General features: G+C 62.7%; 18 protein-coding genes. 9 read left to right on the forward strand and 9 right to left on the reverse strand.

The annotated features are described in order from the left end of the window. Positions 1 to 4 precede the first annotated feature (4 nt). The 8 genes from lptC (at position 5) to ACT9T4_RS06000 (ending at position 5,538) form a co-directional block, all read left to right on the forward strand. The gene (gene lptC / locus ACT9T4_RS05965) at positions 5 to 574 is read left to right on the forward strand and encodes an LPS export ABC transporter periplasmic protein LptC (protein ID WP_042554813.1); all 570 of its coding nucleotides are present in this window, start codon (positions 5 to 7) and stop codon (positions 572 to 574) included. Further along, entirely contained in the window at positions 561 to 1,103 is a 543-nt protein-coding gene (gene lptA, locus ACT9T4_RS05970) for a lipopolysaccharide transport periplasmic protein LptA (protein WP_042554812.1), read from the forward strand. The genes lptC and lptA overlap by 14 nt, the downstream gene beginning before the upstream one ends. Before the next feature lie 2 nt (positions 1,104 to 1,105). Further along, positions 1,106 to 1,831, forward strand: coding sequence for an LPS export ABC transporter ATP-binding protein (lptB, locus tag ACT9T4_RS05975; RefSeq protein WP_042554811.1), 726 nt, complete (start codon positions 1,106 to 1,108; stop codon positions 1,829 to 1,831). A 167-nt stretch (positions 1,832 to 1,998) separates the two neighbouring features. Continuing rightward, on the forward strand, positions 1,999 to 3,507 hold the full coding sequence (locus ACT9T4_RS05980) for an RNA polymerase factor sigma-54 (protein ID WP_042554810.1): 1,509 nt from the start codon (positions 1,999 to 2,001) through the stop codon (positions 3,505 to 3,507). 80 nt (positions 3,508 to 3,587) lie between these two features. Next, positions 3,588 to 3,896: a ribosome hibernation-promoting factor, HPF/YfiA family gene (hpf, locus tag ACT9T4_RS05985; protein WP_042554809.1), complete on the forward strand. Its 309-nt coding sequence runs from the start codon at positions 3,588 to 3,590 to the stop codon at positions 3,894 to 3,896. Positions 3,897 to 3,911: 15 nt separating this feature from the next. After that, a complete protein-coding gene (ptsN, locus tag ACT9T4_RS05990) occupies positions 3,912 to 4,376 on the forward strand; it encodes a PTS IIA-like nitrogen regulatory protein PtsN (RefSeq protein ID WP_042554808.1) in 465 nt (154 codons plus the stop codon). 19 nt (positions 4,377 to 4,395) lie between these two features. After that, positions 4,396 to 5,253 carry an RNase adapter RapZ gene (gene rapZ / locus ACT9T4_RS05995; RefSeq protein ID WP_042554807.1) on the forward strand — a complete coding sequence of 286 codons (858 nt, stop codon included), beginning with the start codon at positions 4,396 to 4,398 and terminating at the stop codon, positions 5,251 to 5,253. 12 nt (positions 5,254 to 5,265) lie between these two features. Next, on the forward strand, positions 5,266 to 5,538 hold the full coding sequence (locus tag ACT9T4_RS06000; RefSeq protein WP_042554806.1) for an HPr family phosphocarrier protein: 273 nt from the start codon (positions 5,266 to 5,268) through the stop codon (positions 5,536 to 5,538). 6 nt (positions 5,539 to 5,544) lie between these two features. Here the strand turns inward: ACT9T4_RS06000 and ACT9T4_RS06005 are convergent, their stop codons facing one another. From ACT9T4_RS06005 to pmbA, 6 genes are all read right to left on the reverse strand, one after another. Continuing rightward, complete coding sequence (locus tag ACT9T4_RS06005; protein ID WP_499115973.1) at positions 5,545 to 6,435, reverse strand: ZIP family metal transporter; 891 nt, start codon at positions 6,433 to 6,435, stop codon at positions 5,545 to 5,547. A 33-nt stretch (positions 6,436 to 6,468) separates the two neighbouring features. Then, positions 6,469 to 7,080, reverse strand: coding sequence for a superoxide dismutase (locus ACT9T4_RS06010; protein WP_042554804.1), 612 nt, complete (start codon positions 7,078 to 7,080; stop codon positions 6,469 to 6,471). A 13-nt stretch (positions 7,081 to 7,093) separates the two neighbouring features. Next, complete coding sequence (locus ACT9T4_RS06015) at positions 7,094 to 7,543, reverse strand: DUF2753 family protein (protein ID WP_042554803.1); 450 nt, start codon at positions 7,541 to 7,543, stop codon at positions 7,094 to 7,096. 65 nt (positions 7,544 to 7,608) lie between these two features. Then, entirely contained in the window at positions 7,609 to 8,985 is a 1,377-nt protein-coding gene (locus ACT9T4_RS06020; protein WP_042554802.1) for a class II fumarate hydratase, read from the reverse strand. Then, on the reverse strand, positions 8,978 to 9,373 hold the full coding sequence (locus ACT9T4_RS06025; protein ID WP_231570190.1) for a FagA protein: 396 nt from the start codon (positions 9,371 to 9,373) through the stop codon (positions 8,978 to 8,980). Before ACT9T4_RS06025 ends, ACT9T4_RS06020 begins: the two co-directional genes overlap by 8 nt. 306 nt (positions 9,374 to 9,679) lie before the next feature. Continuing rightward, on the reverse strand, positions 9,680 to 11,026 hold the full coding sequence (pmbA, locus tag ACT9T4_RS06030) for a metalloprotease PmbA (RefSeq protein WP_042554800.1): 1,347 nt from the start codon (positions 11,024 to 11,026) through the stop codon (positions 9,680 to 9,682). A 102-nt stretch (positions 11,027 to 11,128) separates the two neighbouring features. Here pmbA and yjgA point away from each other — a divergent pair, with 102 nt between their 5' ends. Next, positions 11,129 to 11,647: a ribosome biogenesis factor YjgA gene (yjgA, locus tag ACT9T4_RS06035; RefSeq protein ID WP_042554799.1), complete on the forward strand. Its 519-nt coding sequence runs from the start codon at positions 11,129 to 11,131 to the stop codon at positions 11,645 to 11,647. A gap of 74 nt (positions 11,648 to 11,721) precedes the next feature. Here the strand turns inward: yjgA and tldD are convergent, their stop codons facing one another. The 3 genes from tldD to ACT9T4_RS06050 are packed head-to-tail and all read right to left on the reverse strand — an operon-like array spanning position 11,722 to position 17,857. Then, complete coding sequence (gene tldD / locus ACT9T4_RS06040) at positions 11,722 to 13,164, reverse strand: metalloprotease TldD (RefSeq protein ID WP_499115977.1); 1,443 nt, start codon at positions 13,162 to 13,164, stop codon at positions 11,722 to 11,724. Continuing rightward, a complete protein-coding gene (locus ACT9T4_RS06045; RefSeq protein WP_042554797.1) occupies positions 13,161 to 14,015 on the reverse strand; it encodes a carbon-nitrogen hydrolase family protein in 855 nt (284 codons plus the stop codon). Before ACT9T4_RS06045 ends, tldD begins: the two co-directional genes overlap by 4 nt. Before the next feature lie 14 nt (positions 14,016 to 14,029). Continuing rightward, positions 14,030 to 17,857 (reverse strand): YhdP family protein, encoded by a 3,828-nt coding sequence (locus ACT9T4_RS06050; protein WP_499115979.1) that lies wholly within the window; start codon positions 17,855 to 17,857, stop codon positions 14,030 to 14,032. Between the last annotated feature and the right edge of the window lie 26 nt (positions 17,858 to 17,883).

Below are 17,883 nucleotides of genomic sequence, written 5' to 3' on the forward strand. Positions count from 1 at the left end.
GCCGATGCTGCGCAAATTCATCACTCCCGTCCTGCTGACCTTCGGTGCACTGCTGCTGGTGGCCGCCGGGTACTGGAACATCAATCCAGACAGTTTCTCCAGCGCGCCACAGCAGAGCGGGCCGGACAATCCGATCGACTTCTACGCCGTGAATGCCCGCAGCGTGCAATACCTGCCCGACGGCAAGGTGCAGAGCGACATGACCAGCGACCGCCTGGAGCACGTGCAGAGCACCGACGTCACCCTGCTGACCGAGCCGCGCATGAATCTGTTCCGCGGCACCGAACTTCCCTGGAAGGTGCGCAGCGCCCGTGGCGAGGTAGGCCCGGATGGCGAAGAGGTCGAATTGATCGATCAGGTGCGCGTGGAGCGCACGGACGAAAAAGGCCGCCCCACTATACTCACCACCAGCCGCCTGACCGTATTCCCACAGAAGGAATATGCGCAGACCCAGCAAGCCGTTAGAATCGACGCGGCCAACGGGGTGACCACGGCACAAGGAATGAAAGCGTACTTGAATGACGGCAGGATGCTCCTGCAGTCCAACGTAAGAGGCCAGCATGAGGTTCGTTAAAACCCTCCCCCTACTTCTCAGCCTCGGCGCCACGCTCGGAAGCGCAAGCGCCTGGGCTCTGCCGAGCGACCGCGATCAACCGATCCGCGTGCAGGCCGACAGTGCTGAGCTGGACGACAAGCAAGGCGTGGCGGTGTACCGCGGCGATGTCGTCATCACTCAGGGCACCCTGAAAATCACTGGCGACACCGTCACCATCACCCAGAATGCACAGGGCGATATCGACGTGTTCACCTCGGTGGGCAAACCGGCCTACTACGAGCAGAAGCCGTCTGCCGACAAGCAGATCGTCAAGGCCTACGGCCTGACCATCCAATACTTCGCGGCCAATGAACGCATCGTGCTGATCGACCAGGCCAAGGTGGTTCAGGAAGGCAACACCTTCGAAGGCGAGAAGATCGTCTATGACACCCAGCGTCAGATCGTCAATGCTGGTCGCGCCACGGGCACCAACGTGTCGACCCCGCGCCCGCGCATCGACATGGTGATTCAGCCGCAGAAGAAACCCGCCGCCGAGCAGGGCCAATAACGATGGCAACACTGAAAGCCCAGCATCTGGCAAAAAGCTACAAGGGTCGCCAGGTCGTTCGCGACGTCAGCCTGAGCATCGAAAGCGGGCAGATCGTCGGCCTGCTCGGCCCCAACGGCGCCGGCAAAACCACCTGCTTCTACATGATCGTCGGCCTGGTTCAGGCCGATCAGGGCCGCGTGCTGATCGACGATCTCGACGTCAGCCACCAACCCATGCATGGCCGTGCTCGCGCCGGTATCGGCTACCTGCCTCAGGAAGCCTCGATCTTTCGCAAGCTGAGCGTCTCCGACAACATCATGGCGATCCTGGAAACGCGCAAGGACCTCAACCGTGCGCAGCGTCTGCAGGAGCTGGAAAGCCTGCTGCAGGAATTCCACATCACGCACATCCGCGACAACCTGGGCATGAGCCTCTCGGGTGGCGAACGCCGCCGCGTCGAAATCGCCCGCGCCCTCGCCACCTCGCCGAAATTCATCCTTCTCGATGAGCCCTTCGCCGGCGTCGACCCGATCTCGGTCGGTGACATCAAGCAAATCATTCACCACCTCAAGGCCAAAGGCATTGGCGTGCTGATCACCGACCACAACGTGCGCGAAACCCTGGATATCTGCGAAACCGCCTACATCGTCAGCGATGGTCAACTGATCGCCGAAGGCGATTCCGCTGCGATCCTGGCCAACCAGGTGGTCAAGGAAGTCTATCTGGGCCACGAATTCCGCCTGTAACGAATTTCCCGCCGATGAACGCCCAGCGCCCGCTACCCACGACAGGGTCGTAATGAAATGGTAACGGGCTCTAGGCAAAGCACTCGGATTCAGGCATATAATTTGCTTCCTAGTGGCGCTTTGGCGCCCTGTCGTGGATCGCGCACAGACGCCAGATAAGGTCTGCAATGAAACCATCGCTAGTCCTGAAAATGGGCCAGCAGCTGACGATGACACCGCAGCTGCAACAAGCCATTCGCCTGCTCCAACTGTCCACGCTGGATCTGCAACAGGAGATCCAGGAGGCACTGGAGTCGAACCCGATGCTCGAGCGTCAGGAAGAAGGCGACGACTTCGACAATTCGGACCCCATGGCCGACGGCGCGGAAAGCGCACCCACGGCGGCCGCTCAGGAAGAGAAATTTCAGGAACCAACTTTCCAGGAAAACACCCAGACCGTCGACAATCTGGAAGAAGGCGAATGGGGCGAGCGAATCCCCAGCGAACTGCCGGTCGACACGGCCTGGGAAGACGTCTATCAGACCAGCGCCAGCAGCCTGCCAAGCAATGATGACGACGAGTGGGACTTCACCACTCGCACCTCTGCCGGCGAGAGCCTGCAGAGTCACATGCTCTGGCAACTCAACCTGGCACCTATGTCCGACAAGGACCGCCTCATCGCAGTGACGCTGATCGACTGCATCAATGGTCAGGGCTACCTCGAGGAAACCCTCGAAGAAATCACCGACGCCTTCGACCCCGAACTCGATGTCGAGCTCGATGAAGTCGAAGCCGTGCTGCACCGCATCCAGCAGTTCGAGCCTTCCGGCATCGCCGCCCGCGACCTGCGCGAGTGCCTGCTTCTGCAACTGCGCCAACTGCCGGCCAATACCCCCTGGCTGAGCGAGGCCCAGCGCCTCACCAGTGACTACCTCGACCTGCTCGGCAGCCGCGACTACAGCCAGCTGATGCGCCGCATGAAGCTCAAGGAAGACGAGCTGCGCCCGGTCATCGAGCTGATTCAGAGCCTCAACCCGCGCCCCGGTTCGCAGATCGAATCGAGCGAGCCCGAGTACGTGGTGCCTGACGTGATCGTGCGCAAGCACAACGATCGCTGGCTGGTGGAACTCAACCAGGAGGCCATGCCTCGCCTGCGCGTCAACGCGCAGTACGCAGGTTTCGTGAAGCGCGCCGACTCCAGCGCCGACAACACCTTCATGCGCAATCAGTTGCAGGAAGCACGCTGGTTCATCAAGAGCCTGCAGAGCCGCAACGAAACCCTGATGAAGGTCGCGACGCAGATCGTCGAACACCAGCGCGGCTTCCTCGACTACGGCGACGAAGCCATGAAGCCGTTGGTACTGCACGACATCGCCGAAGCGGTGGGCATGCACGAGTCGACCATCTCGCGTGTCACCACCCAGAAGTACATGCATACACCGCGTGGCATTTACGAGCTGAAATACTTCTTCTCCAGCCACGTCAGCACCTCCGAAGGCGGCGAATGTTCGTCCACCGCGATCCGCGCGATCATCAAGAAACTGGTCGCCGCGGAAAATGCGAAAAAGCCATTGAGCGATAGCAAGATCGCTGGTTTACTGGAAGCACAGGGCATTCAAGTGGCGCGCCGCACAGTCGCCAAGTACCGTGAATCGCTCGGTATAGCGCCTTCGAGCGAACGCAAACGACTGATGTGAGCGGCCTTGTAGTAGAGCCCCAGTGTTCCTGCGGCAGGTGTATAGCCTGCCACTCACACACGGCAACAAGGAGAAGCGGTATGCAAGTCAACATCAGTGGGCACCAGCTGGATGTGACAGACGCACTACGCAGCTACATCGAGGAAAAGCTCGGACGTCTCGAGCGGCACTTCGACAAGATCACCAATGTGCAGGTCATCCTGGAGGTCGAGAAGCTCAAGCAGAAAGTCGAAGCCACCTTGCACATCGCCGGAGGCGAAGTGGTGGCCAATGCCGAGCATGAAGACATGTACGCCGCCATCGATCTACTGACCGACAAACTTGACCGCCAACTCATCAAGCACAAGGAAAAACAGCTCGACCGCCAGCAGGGCGCAATGGCCCGCTGACCTCGTCCTTCTCCTATGATCCGACTTGAAAATATCCTGACCCCCGGCCGTTCCCTCGTGAACGTGCCGGGCGGCAGTAAAAAGCGTGTACTCGAACAGATAGCTGCCGTGATCGCGCGCGACCTGCCCGATCTCGATGGCCAGACCATCTATGAAAGCCTGATCGCCCGGGAGAAACTCGGCTCGACCGGTTTCGGCAATGGCATCGCCATTCCTCATTGCCGCTTGCCCGGATGCAGTTCACCGATCAGTGCGCTGCTGAAACTCGACGCCGCGGTGGATTTCGACGCAATCGATGGCGCCCCTGTCGATTTGCTGTTCGTGCTGCTGGTTCCCGAAGCAGCGACCGATGAGCACCTGGAACTGCTGCGCCAGATCGCCAGCATGTTCGACCGCGAGGACGTTCGCGAGCGACTGCGCCAGGCTCAGGACAGTCAATCGCTGTACCAGACCGTAGTGAACGTGCAGAACGGCCAATAGCCCTACACAGGATGAGCCCATGCGCCTGATCATCGTCAGCGGCCGTTCCGGCTCGGGCAAGAGCACCGCTCTCGACGTGCTCGAGGACAACGGTTTCTATTGCATCGACAATCTGCCTGCCGGCCTGCTTCCCGAGCTGGCCGAACGGGCGTTGCTGCACACCGAGCTGTTGCACCCGCAAGTGGCGGTGTCGATAGACGCACGCAACCTGCCCAGCCAGCTCAAGCGTTTCTCCGAACTGCTCGACGAAGTGCGCGGCCGCAATATCCGCTGCGATGTTCTTTACCTGGATGCCAGCGAAGAAACGCTGCTCAAGCGCTTTTCGGAGACGCGCAGGCGTCATCCGCTGACCAACGACCAGCGCTCGCTGGCCGAGGCCATGGTCGACGAGACCAAGCTGCTGAGCCCGATCATCGACCGTGCCGACCTCAAGATCGATACCACTCACCTGAATCTCTACCAACTGCGCGACACCCTCAAGCTGCGCCTGCTCAACCAGCCTGAGCCGGGCACCGCCTACCTGATCGAGTCCTTCGGTTTCAAACGGGGGATGCCAGTGGATGCGGACCTGGTGTTCGACGTGCGCTGCCTGCCCAACCCCTACTGGAAGCCCGAGCTGCGTGACTTCACGGGCCTCGAACAGCCGGTGGAGGAATACCTCGCAGCCCAAGAGGACGTCCAGGACATGTACCAGGACATCTTCGCCTACCTGCACAAATGGCTGCCGCGCTTCGCTGCCAGCAATCGCTCCTACGTCACCGTTGCGATCGGCTGCACCGGTGGCCATCATCGTTCGGTGTATCTCGCCAACCGCCTGGGCCACGCCCTCAAACCGCTGCTGAAGAACGTTCAGATCCGCCACCGCGACCTCAGTTAAGGAATTGCCGCGATGCCCGCCCGTGAAATCACCATCATCAACAAACTCGGCCTGCATGCGCGTGCCGCCGCCAAGTTCGTCGGAGTCGCAGGGCGCTTTCCCTGCCAGGTGAAAATCGGGCGCAGCGTCGATAGCCTGGTGGACGGCAAGAGCATCATGGCGGTGATGATGCTCGCCGCCGGCAAGGGCACCACCGTGCATCTGGCGACCGAGGGCGAACGGGAAGAGGAAGCCCTGCAGGCGCTGATCGATTTGATCAACAACTACTTCGACGAAGGCGAGTAACCGCTCTCAGACGCTCAGGGCATTGCCCAGAACCAGCATCAGCACGAACCCCGATGCGAACCCCAGCGAGGCCGGCGGCACGTCAGCGCGCCGATACAGCTTGGGAATGATCTCGCGCAGCACCACGAAGAGCATCGCTCCCGCGGCCATCGCCAGCCCCCAGGGCAGCAGCTGCAGCGACGCACCGGCCAGCCAGGCCGAAAGCACGGCGAACAGCGGCTCTACCAACCCGGACGCCGCACCGCAGAAGACCGCCTTGTAGCGCGACATGCCCGCCCCGGCCAGCACCAAGGCAATGATCAGCCCCTCGGGCACGTCCTGCAACGCAATCCCCAGCGTCAAACCGTCGGCATTCGCCAGATTGGCTGCAGCCGCCACGCCGACCGCCATGCCCTCCGGCACGTTGTGCAACACGATGGCGATGACGAACAGCCAGACGCTCGACCCGACGCCCTGATTTACCCGCGCTCGCGATGTACGGGACAACCCGTGGCCCAGCACCCATAAGGCGCCAGCACCCAGTACCACTGCCGCGGCGACCAGCAATGAGCCCTGACTGCTGGTCAGGCCCTGCTCGTCAGCCAGCTGAAAAGCCGGCGGCAGTAGTGAGAAAAGACTGGCAGCGAGCATCATGCCCCCGCCCAAACCCAGCATGGCCGTGTACGAACGTGCCGAAATGCTGCGCATGAAAATGACCGGCAAGGCGCCCAGAGCCGTGCCAAGAGCGCACAGCATGCCACCTTGCCAGGCATACCACAGAGCCGGCGAAAGCCGGCTCTGCAAACCACTCCAGACCTTGAGGGCGAGAATGGTCCCGCCGCCAACGAGCAGCATCAGGCCCAGTGCATAGCGAAAGGAACGGCCATTGGCCGCAATCAACTCGTGCAGCGGGCTCATAGGCACACTCGATGTGGGCTCATGGGCATGCGATCAGGCCAGAGCGGCCTGATAGCGGCGTGCGACTTCGGCCCAATCGATGACGTTGTAGAACGCACCGATGTATTCGGGACGACGGTTCTGATAACGCAGGTAGTAGGCATGCTCCCACACGTCCAGACCGAGGATCGGCGTGTTGCCGTTCATCAGCGGGCTGTCCTGGTTACCGGTGCTCTCGACCACCAGTTTCTTCTGCGGCGTCACGCTGAGCCAGGCCCAGCCACTGCCGAAGCGGGTCAGTGCGGCTTTGGTGAAGGCTTCCTTGAAAGCCTCCAGACCACCCAGCTGGCTGTCGATGGCGGTTTTCAGTTCGCCTTGAGGCTCGCCACCACCGCTGGTGCTCATCACGGTCCAGAACAGCGAGTGGTTGGCATGTCCACCACCGTTGTTGATCACCGCAGCGCGCTTGTCTTCCGGCACGTCCTTGAGGCGAGTCAGCAGCTCTTCGACCGGCAGCTCGCCGAGCGAGTTGCCTTCCAGGGCAGCGTTGAGGTTGTTGACGTAGGTCTGGTGGTGCTTGCTGTGATGGATTTCCATGGTTTGCGCATCGATGTGCGGCTCCAGGGCATCGTAGGCGTAAGGCAGAGCAGGCAGGCTATACGGCATGGTTTTCACTCCTCTAATGGTACTGACGAACGACAGACGCTGGGCGTTCTGCCGGTGAAGCATCGCCAGGCGCATGGGCGCCCAACAATCGATCCGTACGGGGGTAGGCCCCGTGCTCGGCGACAAAGTTCAACAGACTGGTGTAGGTTCGGCCGCTGTGATTGAGTGCGGCCTGGCGCAAGGACGGCGACAGATGCTCACTGTCCATGCAGCGCAACAGGTGTTCATGGCAGGCACAGAGGTGCTCCGCGGAGCCTTCCGGATGACCGATCATCAGTTGCAGATCGGCCAGGTTGTGCTGAGAAACGACGAAAGCCGCCACCGCAGCATCGGCATCCCGCCAGCGCTCGAACAGCACTTGAGCAAGCGCCAGCGCTTGCAGATACTGTTCCCGCGCCTCGACCCAGGAACCCTCGGCGAAGTAGCGGTTACCCGCCTGGATGAGTCGCTTCCACTGCTCCATGGATTGCCTCCTCGCCCTGAGACGAAAATGCGCAGGCCAGATGACCTGCGCGGCGGTTTCAACGATTACAGACCACCTTCGGTAAGGCGTTCCGGGTTGAGCAACTGCTCCAGTTCGGCACGCCCCAGATCGGTCATTTCCTCGGCCACGTCGATGATCGGCCGGCCTTCGCGATACGCCTTCTTGGCGATTTCCGCCGCCTTCTGATAACCGATCAGCGGGTTCAGCGCCGTTACCAGAATCGGGTTGCGGCCTAGTGCTTCCTTGAGCTTCGGCTCGTTGACCTTGAAGCTGGCGATGGCACGATCCGCCAGCAGGCGGCTGGCATTGGCCAGCAACTCGATGCTGCCGAGCAGATTGTGAGCGATCACCGGCAACATCACGTTCAGCTCGAAATTCCCGGACTGCCCCGCCACCGCGATGGTGGTGTCATTGCCGATGACCTGAGCCGCGACCATGGCGGTGGCTTCCGGGATCACCGGATTGACCTTGCCCGGCATAATCGAGGAACCAGGCTGCAGCGCTTCGAGTTCGATCTCACTGAGGCCGGCCAGTGGGCCGGAGTTCATCCAGCGCAGATCGTTGGCGATCTTCATCAACGACACTGCCGTGGTCTTCAGTTGCCCGGACAGCGCCACCGCTGTGTCCTGAGAGCCGATCAGCGCGAAGAAGTTGGTGCCGGGGGTGAATTGCCGACCTGTCAGCGCATTGAGCTCCTGACAGAATAGTTCGGAAAATCGCGGATGCGCGTTGATGCCGGTACCGACCGCTGTACCACCCTGGGCCAGGGCCTGGAGGGCGGGCAGCAGGCTGGTGAGCAGCTGGATATTGCCCTGGATTTGCTGCGCCCAGCCATCGAGCACCTGGCTCATGCGCACCGGCATGGCATCCATCAGGTGCGTACGACCGGTCTTCACGAAGGGTTGCACCTCGAGAGACTTCTCGCAGAGCACCTTGAGCAGGTGACCGAGCGCCGGCAGCAGATTCTCGCTGACCTCGATGGCGGCACTGACATGGATGGTGGTGGGGATGATGTCGTTGCTGCTCTGACCACAGTTGACGTGATCGTTGGGGTTCACCGGCTCGCCGAGAATGCCCGTGGCCAGGGTGGCGATCACTTCGTTGGCATTCATGTTGGAGCTGGTGCCGGAACCGGTCTGGAACACATCCACCGGGAAGTGACGCATGAAATCCTCGGCCAGCAGTTGCTGGCACGCTGAAACGATGGCATCGCCCTGGGCAGGCAGGATCTGCTCCAGATCCACGTTGGCGCGGGCAGCGGCGGCCTTGGCCAGTACCAGCGCACGAATGAACGCCTTGGGCATGGCCAGCCCCGATACCGGGAAATTGTTGACCGCACGCTGGGTCTGGGCACCGTAGAGGGCCTCGGCGGGGACGGCCAGTTCGCCCATGCTGTCGCGTTCTATCCGGGTGTTACTCATAGGGATTTCCTTCTGCCAATTCGGACATCGAAAGAGAGGGCTGCATGCGCAAGGTGGCCAGACGGTTGCGAACGCGATTCAGACTGTGTTGCTGATCGCGATTGGTCGCCAGGTGCTGCAGCGCGTAGAGGGAGCGGTAGGCGTGATCGAGGCAGACACTGCGCCAGTGCCAGGGCAGCGCCGTATCGCAGGCGGTATCCATGAGCAGATTCAGGGTGGTCAGCGACATCCGCCAGGGGCACAGGCGGCCATGCTCGACCAGTTGTCGCCCCTGTGCCCAGTGCAACTCGAGCAGCCTTGGTTCATCGGGAAGCAGCCCGCAACGGATCCGAAAACCCAGCCAGTACCAACAATCCAGACAGGGCGTATTGCTCGAGCGAAATCTCATGGCTCACCTTTTAAAAGCTAATAATATTAATTCCTATATAGAAAGAATAATCAATACCGAATTGATGTGAAGCGCCATTGGTCTCGCCGCGCAGCATCGCGGCTGCGCCCAATGGCAAAGATGCAGAAAGAGAAAATGGCCGAACGGCCGGCAATACGCCGCCATCTGCGTTCAGTATTCGGGAAACGGAGTGAAAAGACGGGCACCACCACATTGCGTGGCTAGCCAGAGTCCGCTGACGTTTTCAGGAGTGGCAACGAAAACGTCAGCGCCTCGACGATCGGGCGCCTGCAGCGCCCACTCGAATCAACTGCCCGCGACGGTCATCTTCTCGATAAGCACCGAGCCCGTACGGATATTGCTGCGCAGCTCCAGATCGCTGCCGACCGCGACGATCTGCTTGAGCATGTCACGCAGGTTGCCGGCAATGGTCACCTCCTGCACGGCGAACTGGATCTCGCCATTCTCCACCCAGTAGCCGCCCGCGCCGCGGGAGTAGTCGCCGGTGACCATGTTCAGACCGTGGCCCATCAACTCGGTGACCAGCAGCCCACGGCCCATGCGCTTGATCAGCGCCTGCTGATCTTCATCGCCATGGCTGACGAACAGGTTGTGTACCCCTCCGGCGTTGGCGGTGCTGGGCATACCCAGTTTGCGCCCGGCGTAGGTGCCCAGAATGTAGGAGACCAGCCTGCCGCCCTCCACGAACGGTTTCGCATAGGTGGCCAGGCCATCGCCGTCGAATGCCGCACTGCCCATGGCACGGGGAATGTGCGGGCGCTCGTCGAGGTTCAGCCAGGAGGGAAACAGTTGCTCGCCCAGGGTTCCTTCGAGGAACGATGACTTGCGATACAGTGCGCCGCCGGAGATCGCCCCGAGAAAGCTGCCGAACAGGCCGGTGGCCAGTTCCGCGGAGAACAGCACGGGCACTTCGCAGGTTGGCACCGGGCGGGCACCGAGGCGGCTGACCGCTCGCTGGGCGGCGCGACGCCCGATGCTCGCGGCATCGGCGAGCAGCTCGCCCTGACGGTTCACGTCATACCAGTAGTCGCGCTGCATCTGCCCGTCGCTTTCGGCGATCATCACGCAACTGAGGCTATGCCGGGTGCTGGCGTAGCCGCCGATGAAGCCGTGGCTGTTGCCGTATACACGGCAACCCTGGTGAGTTCCCAGGCTGGTGCCATCGGCATTGCGAATGCGTGGATCGGCGTCGAATGCCGCCGCTTCGCAGACCAGCGCACGCTCGATCGCTTGCTCCGGCGTGATGTCCCAGGCGTGGTACAGATCCAGCTGCGGCAGATCGCGAGCCATCAGCGCAGCGTCGGCAAGACCGGCGCTCTCGTCTTCGGATGCATGCCTGGCGATGGCCAGGGCCGCCGCCACGGTTTCGCGGATCGCTGCCTCGCCGGTGGCCGAGGTGCTGGCCGAGCCCTTGCGCTGGCCGAGGTAAAGGGTGATGCCGAAGCCCTGATCGCGATTGAACTCGACGGTTTCCACCTCACGCTGGCGCACGCTGGTGGACAGCCCCTGCTCCACCGATACCGCCACTTCGCAGGCACTTGCGCCCTGCTTCTTCGCCTCGGCGAGAATCTGTTCGACCTGCGCCTGAAGGCCCGGTAGTGCACCCGGCCCGACTACTTCCACTTCACTCATAACGACTCCTGAACGATAGCCGCAGCGGCAACGACTCTGGTCGCGCATACGGCAAGAAACTTGCTGCTATCATGGCGGCGTTTCCCATTGGATCACCGCAAAATGTCTGATTACCTCGACGACTTCTCCGGCGAGAAGAGCAAAACCCAGGTCAAGCGTGAGTTCCACGCGTTACAGGAGCTAGGCCAGCGTCTGGCAGGCCTCAAGCCTGATCTGCAGAACAAGCTACCGCTTACCGATGGCCTGCGCCGTGCTCTGGAAGAATCGCCAAAGCACACCGCCAATGCGGCAAAAAAACGCCACATGCAGTTCATCGGCAAGCTGATGCGCGATCAGGACATCGAAGCGATCCTGACGCTCCTCGATCAGCTGGACGCCTCCACGCGCCAGTACAACGAGCGCTTCCACAACCTCGAACGCTGGCGTGATCGTCTGATCGCCGGCAACGACGAAGTGCTCGAAAAATTCGTCGTCGAGTACCCCGAAGCCGACCGCCAACACCTGCGTGCGCTGATCCGCCATGCCCAGCATGAAGCGGCTCAGGAAAAGGCTCCCGCCTCGTCACGCAAGATCTTCAAGTACATCCGCGATCTCGACGAAACCCAGCGCGGGCTGCGTTAAGACAGCAGCAGGCCACACGCCGCAAGCCACGAGCGCTGGATATCGCGCAGCGTGGCTCGAGGCCGGTAGCGGTTTCACGCGCCGGTTCCGCCGACCGTGATCGCATCGATCTTCAGCGTCGGCTGGCCCACGCCAACCGGTACCGACTGGCCGTCCTTGCCACAGGTGCCGACGCCACTGTCGAGCGCCAGGTCGTTGCCGACCATGGACACCTTGCTCATGGCTTCCGGGCCGTTGCCAATCAGGGTCGCACCCTTGACCGGAGCGGTAATCTTGCCGTCCTCGATCAGGTACGCCTCGCTGGTCGAGAACACGAACTTGCCGCTGGTGATGTCGACCTGACCACCGCCCAGGTTGGCGCAATAGATGCCCTTCTTCACCGAACGGATGATCTCCTCGGGGTCGCTCTCGCCGGCCAGCATGTAGGTATTGGTCATACGCGGCATCGGCAGATGTGCGTAAGACTCGCGACGGCCGTTGCCGGTACGTGCCACACCCATCAGTCGAGCATTGAGCTTGTCCTGCATGTAGCCCTTGAGCACACCGTTCTCGATCAGCGTGGTGCACTGGGTAGGCGTGCCTTCGTCATCCATGCTCAATGAGCCGCGGCGCTGCGCCAGGGTGCCGTCATCGACGATGGTGCACAGCTTGGAAGCCACCTGCTGGCCGATCTTGCCGCTGTAGTTGGAGCTGCCCTTGCGGTTGAAGTCCCCCTCCAGACCGTGGCCGACCGCCTCGTGCAGCAGTACGCCGGACCAGCCGGCGCCCATCACCACCGGCAAGGTGCCAGCCGGAGCGGCAACCGCTTCGAGGTTGACCAACGCCTGACGCAGCGCTTCACGGGCGTAGCCCATGGCACGGTCCTCATTGAGGAAATAACTGTAGTCCGTTCGCCCGCCGCCGCCATGCCCGCCACGCTCGCGACGACCGTTCTGCTCGACGATCACGCTGACGTTGAAACGCACCAACGGGCGAATGTCGGCGCCCAAACTGCCGTCGGTAGCGGCGACCAGAATGCGATCCCAGACACCGGCGAGGCTCACCGTCACCTGTTTGATACGCGAGTCCAGCGCACGGGTAGCCACATCGACACGCTTGAGCAGCTCCACCTTCTGAGCGCGGTCCAGGACATCCAGCGGGTTCTCCGGCGCGTACAACGGCGTTACCTGGGTCGCGGCAAAGGCCTGCACACGGCCCTGTTGCCCGGCGCGAGCAATGGAACGGGCGGCGCGGGCGGCCTGGCTCAAGGCATCGGGGGTAATCGCATTGCTATAGGCAAAGCCGGTCTTCTCGCCGGACTGGGCGCGCACGCCGACGCCCTGATCGAGATTGAAACTGCCCTCCTTGACGATGCCATCTTCCAGCACCCAGGTTTCGGACACCTGGGTCTGGAAGTACAGGTCGGCGGCATCGATGCCAGGGCCGGCCAGTTCGCCGAGCACCCCCGGCAAATGCTCCAGGGTCAGCCCGCCAGGGCTCAGCATCTGCTCGCTGACGGTCAACAACATGTCGCTCATAACGTCTCCACATCAGGCTGCCGCGGCTGCGCCGCAGCGAAAAATCGTTTGTGTCGCACTACCGGCATGCGCTCGCGGATAGCCGCCTGCTCGGTGATATCGCGCTCGGCCAGCAACGCAGCCTCGCCATCCGCCCGTTCCGCCAGCTTGCGTCCCCAGGGGTCGATGATGGCCGCGTGGCCATAGGTTTCCCGACCGCCAGGATGAACGCCGCCCTGAGCTGCCGCCAGCAGGTAGCACTGGGTTTCGATTGCACGTGCGCGGATCAGTACATCCCAGTGGGCGGCACCGGTGACCCGGGTGAACGCCGACGGCGCACTGATCAGCTCGGCACCCGCTTCACGCAGGGCCCCATAGAGTTCAGGAAAGCGCAGGTCATAGCATACGGTCAAACCCAGACGCCCAACGGGTGTATCGGCGACCACCAGTTGTTCACCGTGGGCGTAATCGTCCGACTCGCGATAGCTGCCACGGCTGTCGCTGACATCCACGTCGAACAGGTGCAGCTTGTCGTAACGGGCGACGGTTTGCCCCTGATCGTCGAGCAGCAGCGAGCAGGCTCTTGGCTTGCCATTCGGCTGACTGGCCGGCGGCAACGGCAGGGTGCCGGCCACTATCCATAAGTTGAGGTCACGTGCCGTGCGTTTCAACCAGGGCAGTACAGGGCCCTGACCGCTGGCTTCCAGACGCCCCAGGTCGGCGGCATCGCGCCGCCCGAGGGCCGAGAAGTTTTCCGGCAGCACCGCCAGGCGCGCGCCGCTGGAGGCCGCTTCTTCGAGCAGGCGACGGGCCTGCAGCAGGTTGGCGGCGATATCGTCCTGGCTGACCATCTGGATCACGGCGAAAGACATGCTGGCCTCCAGGGTCAGTTGGGTTTCTCGAACGGTTTGTCGAAGGTCAATTGCGGATCGTGCAGGGTGCCCTTGACGTCGTACTGCACGCTGGCGAAACGCGCCACGCGGTCACCGAGCAGCTTGTCGGCGATGAACAGGGCCCCCCCAATGGCAGGAGCGCCGACGATCAGCGCGGCCAGCGGCAGGTTGTTGGTGACCGGCAGGGTCACCAGCAACTTGGCATCGATGCCCTGGTCGATCATGTTCAGGGTGCCATTCAACTCCAGATTGCTCGACGGGCCCGTCATGGTGATCGGCTCCTGAGTGACGAACACGCCATCCGTTGCATTCAGATTGCCTTTCACCCGATCATAACTCAGGCCCTTGCCGAGCAGATCGGAGAAGTCCAGGCGCAGACGGCGGCCGATGGAATTGAAATTGAGCAGGCCGAATACCCGTAGCGCCGACGCCGAGCCCTGCACGTCGACGAACTGGCCCTTGCGCAGAGCCGCATCGAGGCTGCCCGAATAACGCTTGAGGCTGAACCAGGCCGGTGAGCCGGGCCAGTGCCCGTCGGCGTCCAGACGGAAACTCTCGCTGGTCGCCGAGGGGGCGTAGCCCCAGGCCTTGAGGACTTCGGAGAGCTTTTCGCCCTGCATGCGCCCCTTGTACCAGCTGCGCGTCTGCCCCGGCACGCCCTGCCAGCCGATGGCACCGCCAAGGCGTAATCCCTTGAGGTTGATATCCAGATCGCTGAACTGCACGCCCTGGGCATCCGGACGGGCTTTCAACGACCAGGCGCCCATGTCGTCTTCACCCTGGAACACATGGGCGACGCGCAGATCCAGCGCCGGAATCTGCCGCGGATCGAAATCAGCCAACGGGTCCGGCGCCTCGGGCTCCGGCGCATCAGCGGTTTTCGGCTTGGCGGCAGGCAGACGCACATATTCCAGATCGGCGACGATAGGCCGACCACTGGCCTCGAACAGGTCGACACGGCCCTTGGCCAGCGCACTGTCCACACTCAGCGACCAGCCGCCATCGATGGGCCGGAAGCCGACGTCGAGATCGTCGAGCTTCTGACCAAGCCCCTCGAAACGGCCAATGCGCAGTTCGGCATCGGTAAACAGTTGTTGGGCATCCTGACGCGAAGTCTGCTCGTAGGGTTTGATGGCCTCTTGCCAAGCCGCCAGGTTCACTTCCGCTACCCGACCGCGAACCCGCACGCCACGCGCGGTTGGCAGGATCGCCGGGCCGTCGCCCAGGCGCAGCTCGCCACGGCTCTGGTTGAACTGCCCGGGCGGCGCTGCCAGGGTAAAGCTGGCGACATTGGCGTAATCGAGCCAGTAGCGCTGCTCGCCACTGCCAAACGTCATGCGCCAGTCGGCGTAGCGTTCCTCGCTGGCGGTTTTGCCGAACGGCGCAGGCAGGCCGATGCTCAGGCCCTTGAGGTTGGAGTCGACACGCAGTTGGCTGTCCGCCCCCTCGAGACTCAGGCGCAAGCGATACGGCACATTTCCCTGGGCAGGCAACGGCTGCTTGACACCCAGCCAGCCAGTGAGATTGGCCAGGGGAATGATGCCATTGGCCTCGATGCGGCTGCGCGAATGACCGGGCCGGCCATCGGCAATGGCCTTGCCGGTCACCGCATGGCCCAGCGCGCGGGCACTGATCGAGGGTGCGCTAAGGCCCTTGCTGGTGTCGAAACGAAAGTCTCCGGTCACGTCGCTCAGCTCCAGCGCCGGCTTGCTGATTTTCAGCGACGCCTTGTCGGCACTGAAGTCGACGACCACGTTGGCCTGTTCGCCCTTGTGCAGCGGGATATCCAGATCCAGCGCGCCACTCAGGGCACCTGTGCCTTTCCAACCGGCGAAGGTATCGGCAACCCCGAGGGGCGTTTCCTGAAGGATCTTCAAGCCATCGCCGACACTGCTCTGCAGCTTGCCCTTGAGCTTGAGGTGCGGTGTTTCTCCAGCCTCGACATGAGGGATGTCGGCATAGGCCTCACGCACCTGGCTGTCGAGGATACGTCCTTCGGAGACGCGCACCCGAACGCCACTGTCCTCGATCAGCACCTGACCACGGGCATCGTGCAGCGCTGGCCAACCGGGCTGGAAGGCCAGCTCGGCGTCCTGCACCGCGAAGAACAGGCTGATGCTGCGCACGGCAGGATCCGGGTTGCGGTTGATCGACCCCTGGTACTGGAAATAGCCTTCTTCCACCTTGCCACCGCGAATCGCGGTTTTCAGCCACTCGTCCAGGGCCGGACTGAGCACTGGCGTCGGCAGGTACTTCTCGGTGAACCGCGCATCGCCGTCACGCATGCCGACACGCAGATCCATGTAGTCCTCGCGCTCGGGATCCTTGAGCATGCGAATCAGGAAATCGCCAGCGATCTTGCCCTCCTCGCCTTCCACCTGCAGGTACGGCGCGCGCAGGGTGAAGCCCTGATCGTCGAGCGTCCAGGTCAGCCGGCCCTTGGCTTGCTGGTACTTCCAGGCTTTTGGGAACAGGGTGGTGAGGTGCAGTGAGAAATCTTCGCTGTCGACCTTCAGCTCGCCCTGGCCCAGATCGCCGGTGATGCTGCCGCTGCCATTCTCGACGGCAGGCGAGGCGTGCCAGGCGGAAAAGCCGACACGCTCCAGATTGGCTGAAAACTGCAGGCGCTCCGGCCCTTCGACCTCGGGGCGGAAGCTGGCATTGAGGTTGCGCAAGGCACCGTGGGGCTTGAGAGTCTGCAGCAGGTCCAGGGCAGCTTCCGGCATCGGCGCCAGGCCCTCCACCAAAGGCACCAGGGGCCCGACGTCGAGGCGATCGGCGCTCAGACTCCAGCGCTGCGACTGCTCGCCACTGGCCGCCTGATGGCCGAGGGCAATACGCGCCTCACCCCAGCGGTCGTCGCCACGGCTGAAGGCGAAGTCGTCGAGCAACAGATCGAAGTCGCCCTCCTTGCGCTCGAAATAAGCATTCAGGGACAGGTCGTTCAGTGCCACGGCCTTGCGCTCGCCATAACGCCCTGCCAACTGCGGGGCGTGCAGGCGGGTGACGGCACGTTGCAGGTTGCGCTTGTCCCAGAGCCCCCACGCCTCGCCACCGAGTTGCAAGTGATCGAGGTGCCACTCGCGGGTCAGGGCTGGCGGCAGCCAGGTGGCCCAGTCGCTCTGCGGTGCACTGAGGTAGAACTCGGCGCGCATGTCCTGCCAGTGCTCGGCCTGCATGCGCGTACGCACCTGCAGGGCGAGTGGCTGACCGTCCGGCAGTTGCACGCGGGCATCCAGACGCTGGCGAGAGCTGCCATTACTCAGGCTCAGGTTGATGGCGGTAAGGCTGAAGGGTTTCAGATCCTGAGCCTGGACGCTCACCTGGCTGTCGAAGAGCGCGATGCGGCTGACCATCTGCGACTGGCGCAGCACCTTGGCGATGTCCAGCGGCGGTTGATTCTGCCGCTGAGGCAGACCTTCCACGCGCCATGCGCCCTGCGCGTCCTGGCGCAGCGTCAGGCTCAGGCCGTCGAGTTGCAGCTCGGCGATACGCGGCTGCCAGGCCATCAGACTGCCAAGCAGGTCGGGCACCACCCGCACATGCTCAAGAGCCAGGCCCTGATCACCCTCGCCAAGGCGAAGATCGCGCACCGTCAGCAATGGCGAGAAACCGCTCCAGTGACCTTCGAGTGCGCCAATGGTGACCGGCAAGCCCAGTGCCTGGGTGGCTTGGGCTTGCGCCTCTACCCGGTACTCGGCGACCAGCGGCACCAGCTGACGACCGAGGCTCACGTAAAAGGCGGCCAGCACCAAACCCAGGGCGCACAGCCCCAGACTCCAACGCAGCAGCGCGGCGAAGGCCAGCCCCAGCCGCTCCATTCAGTTCACGCCCCGGCCCGGCCGGG

This window comes from Pseudomonas sp. SZ40, assembly GCF_052958135.1.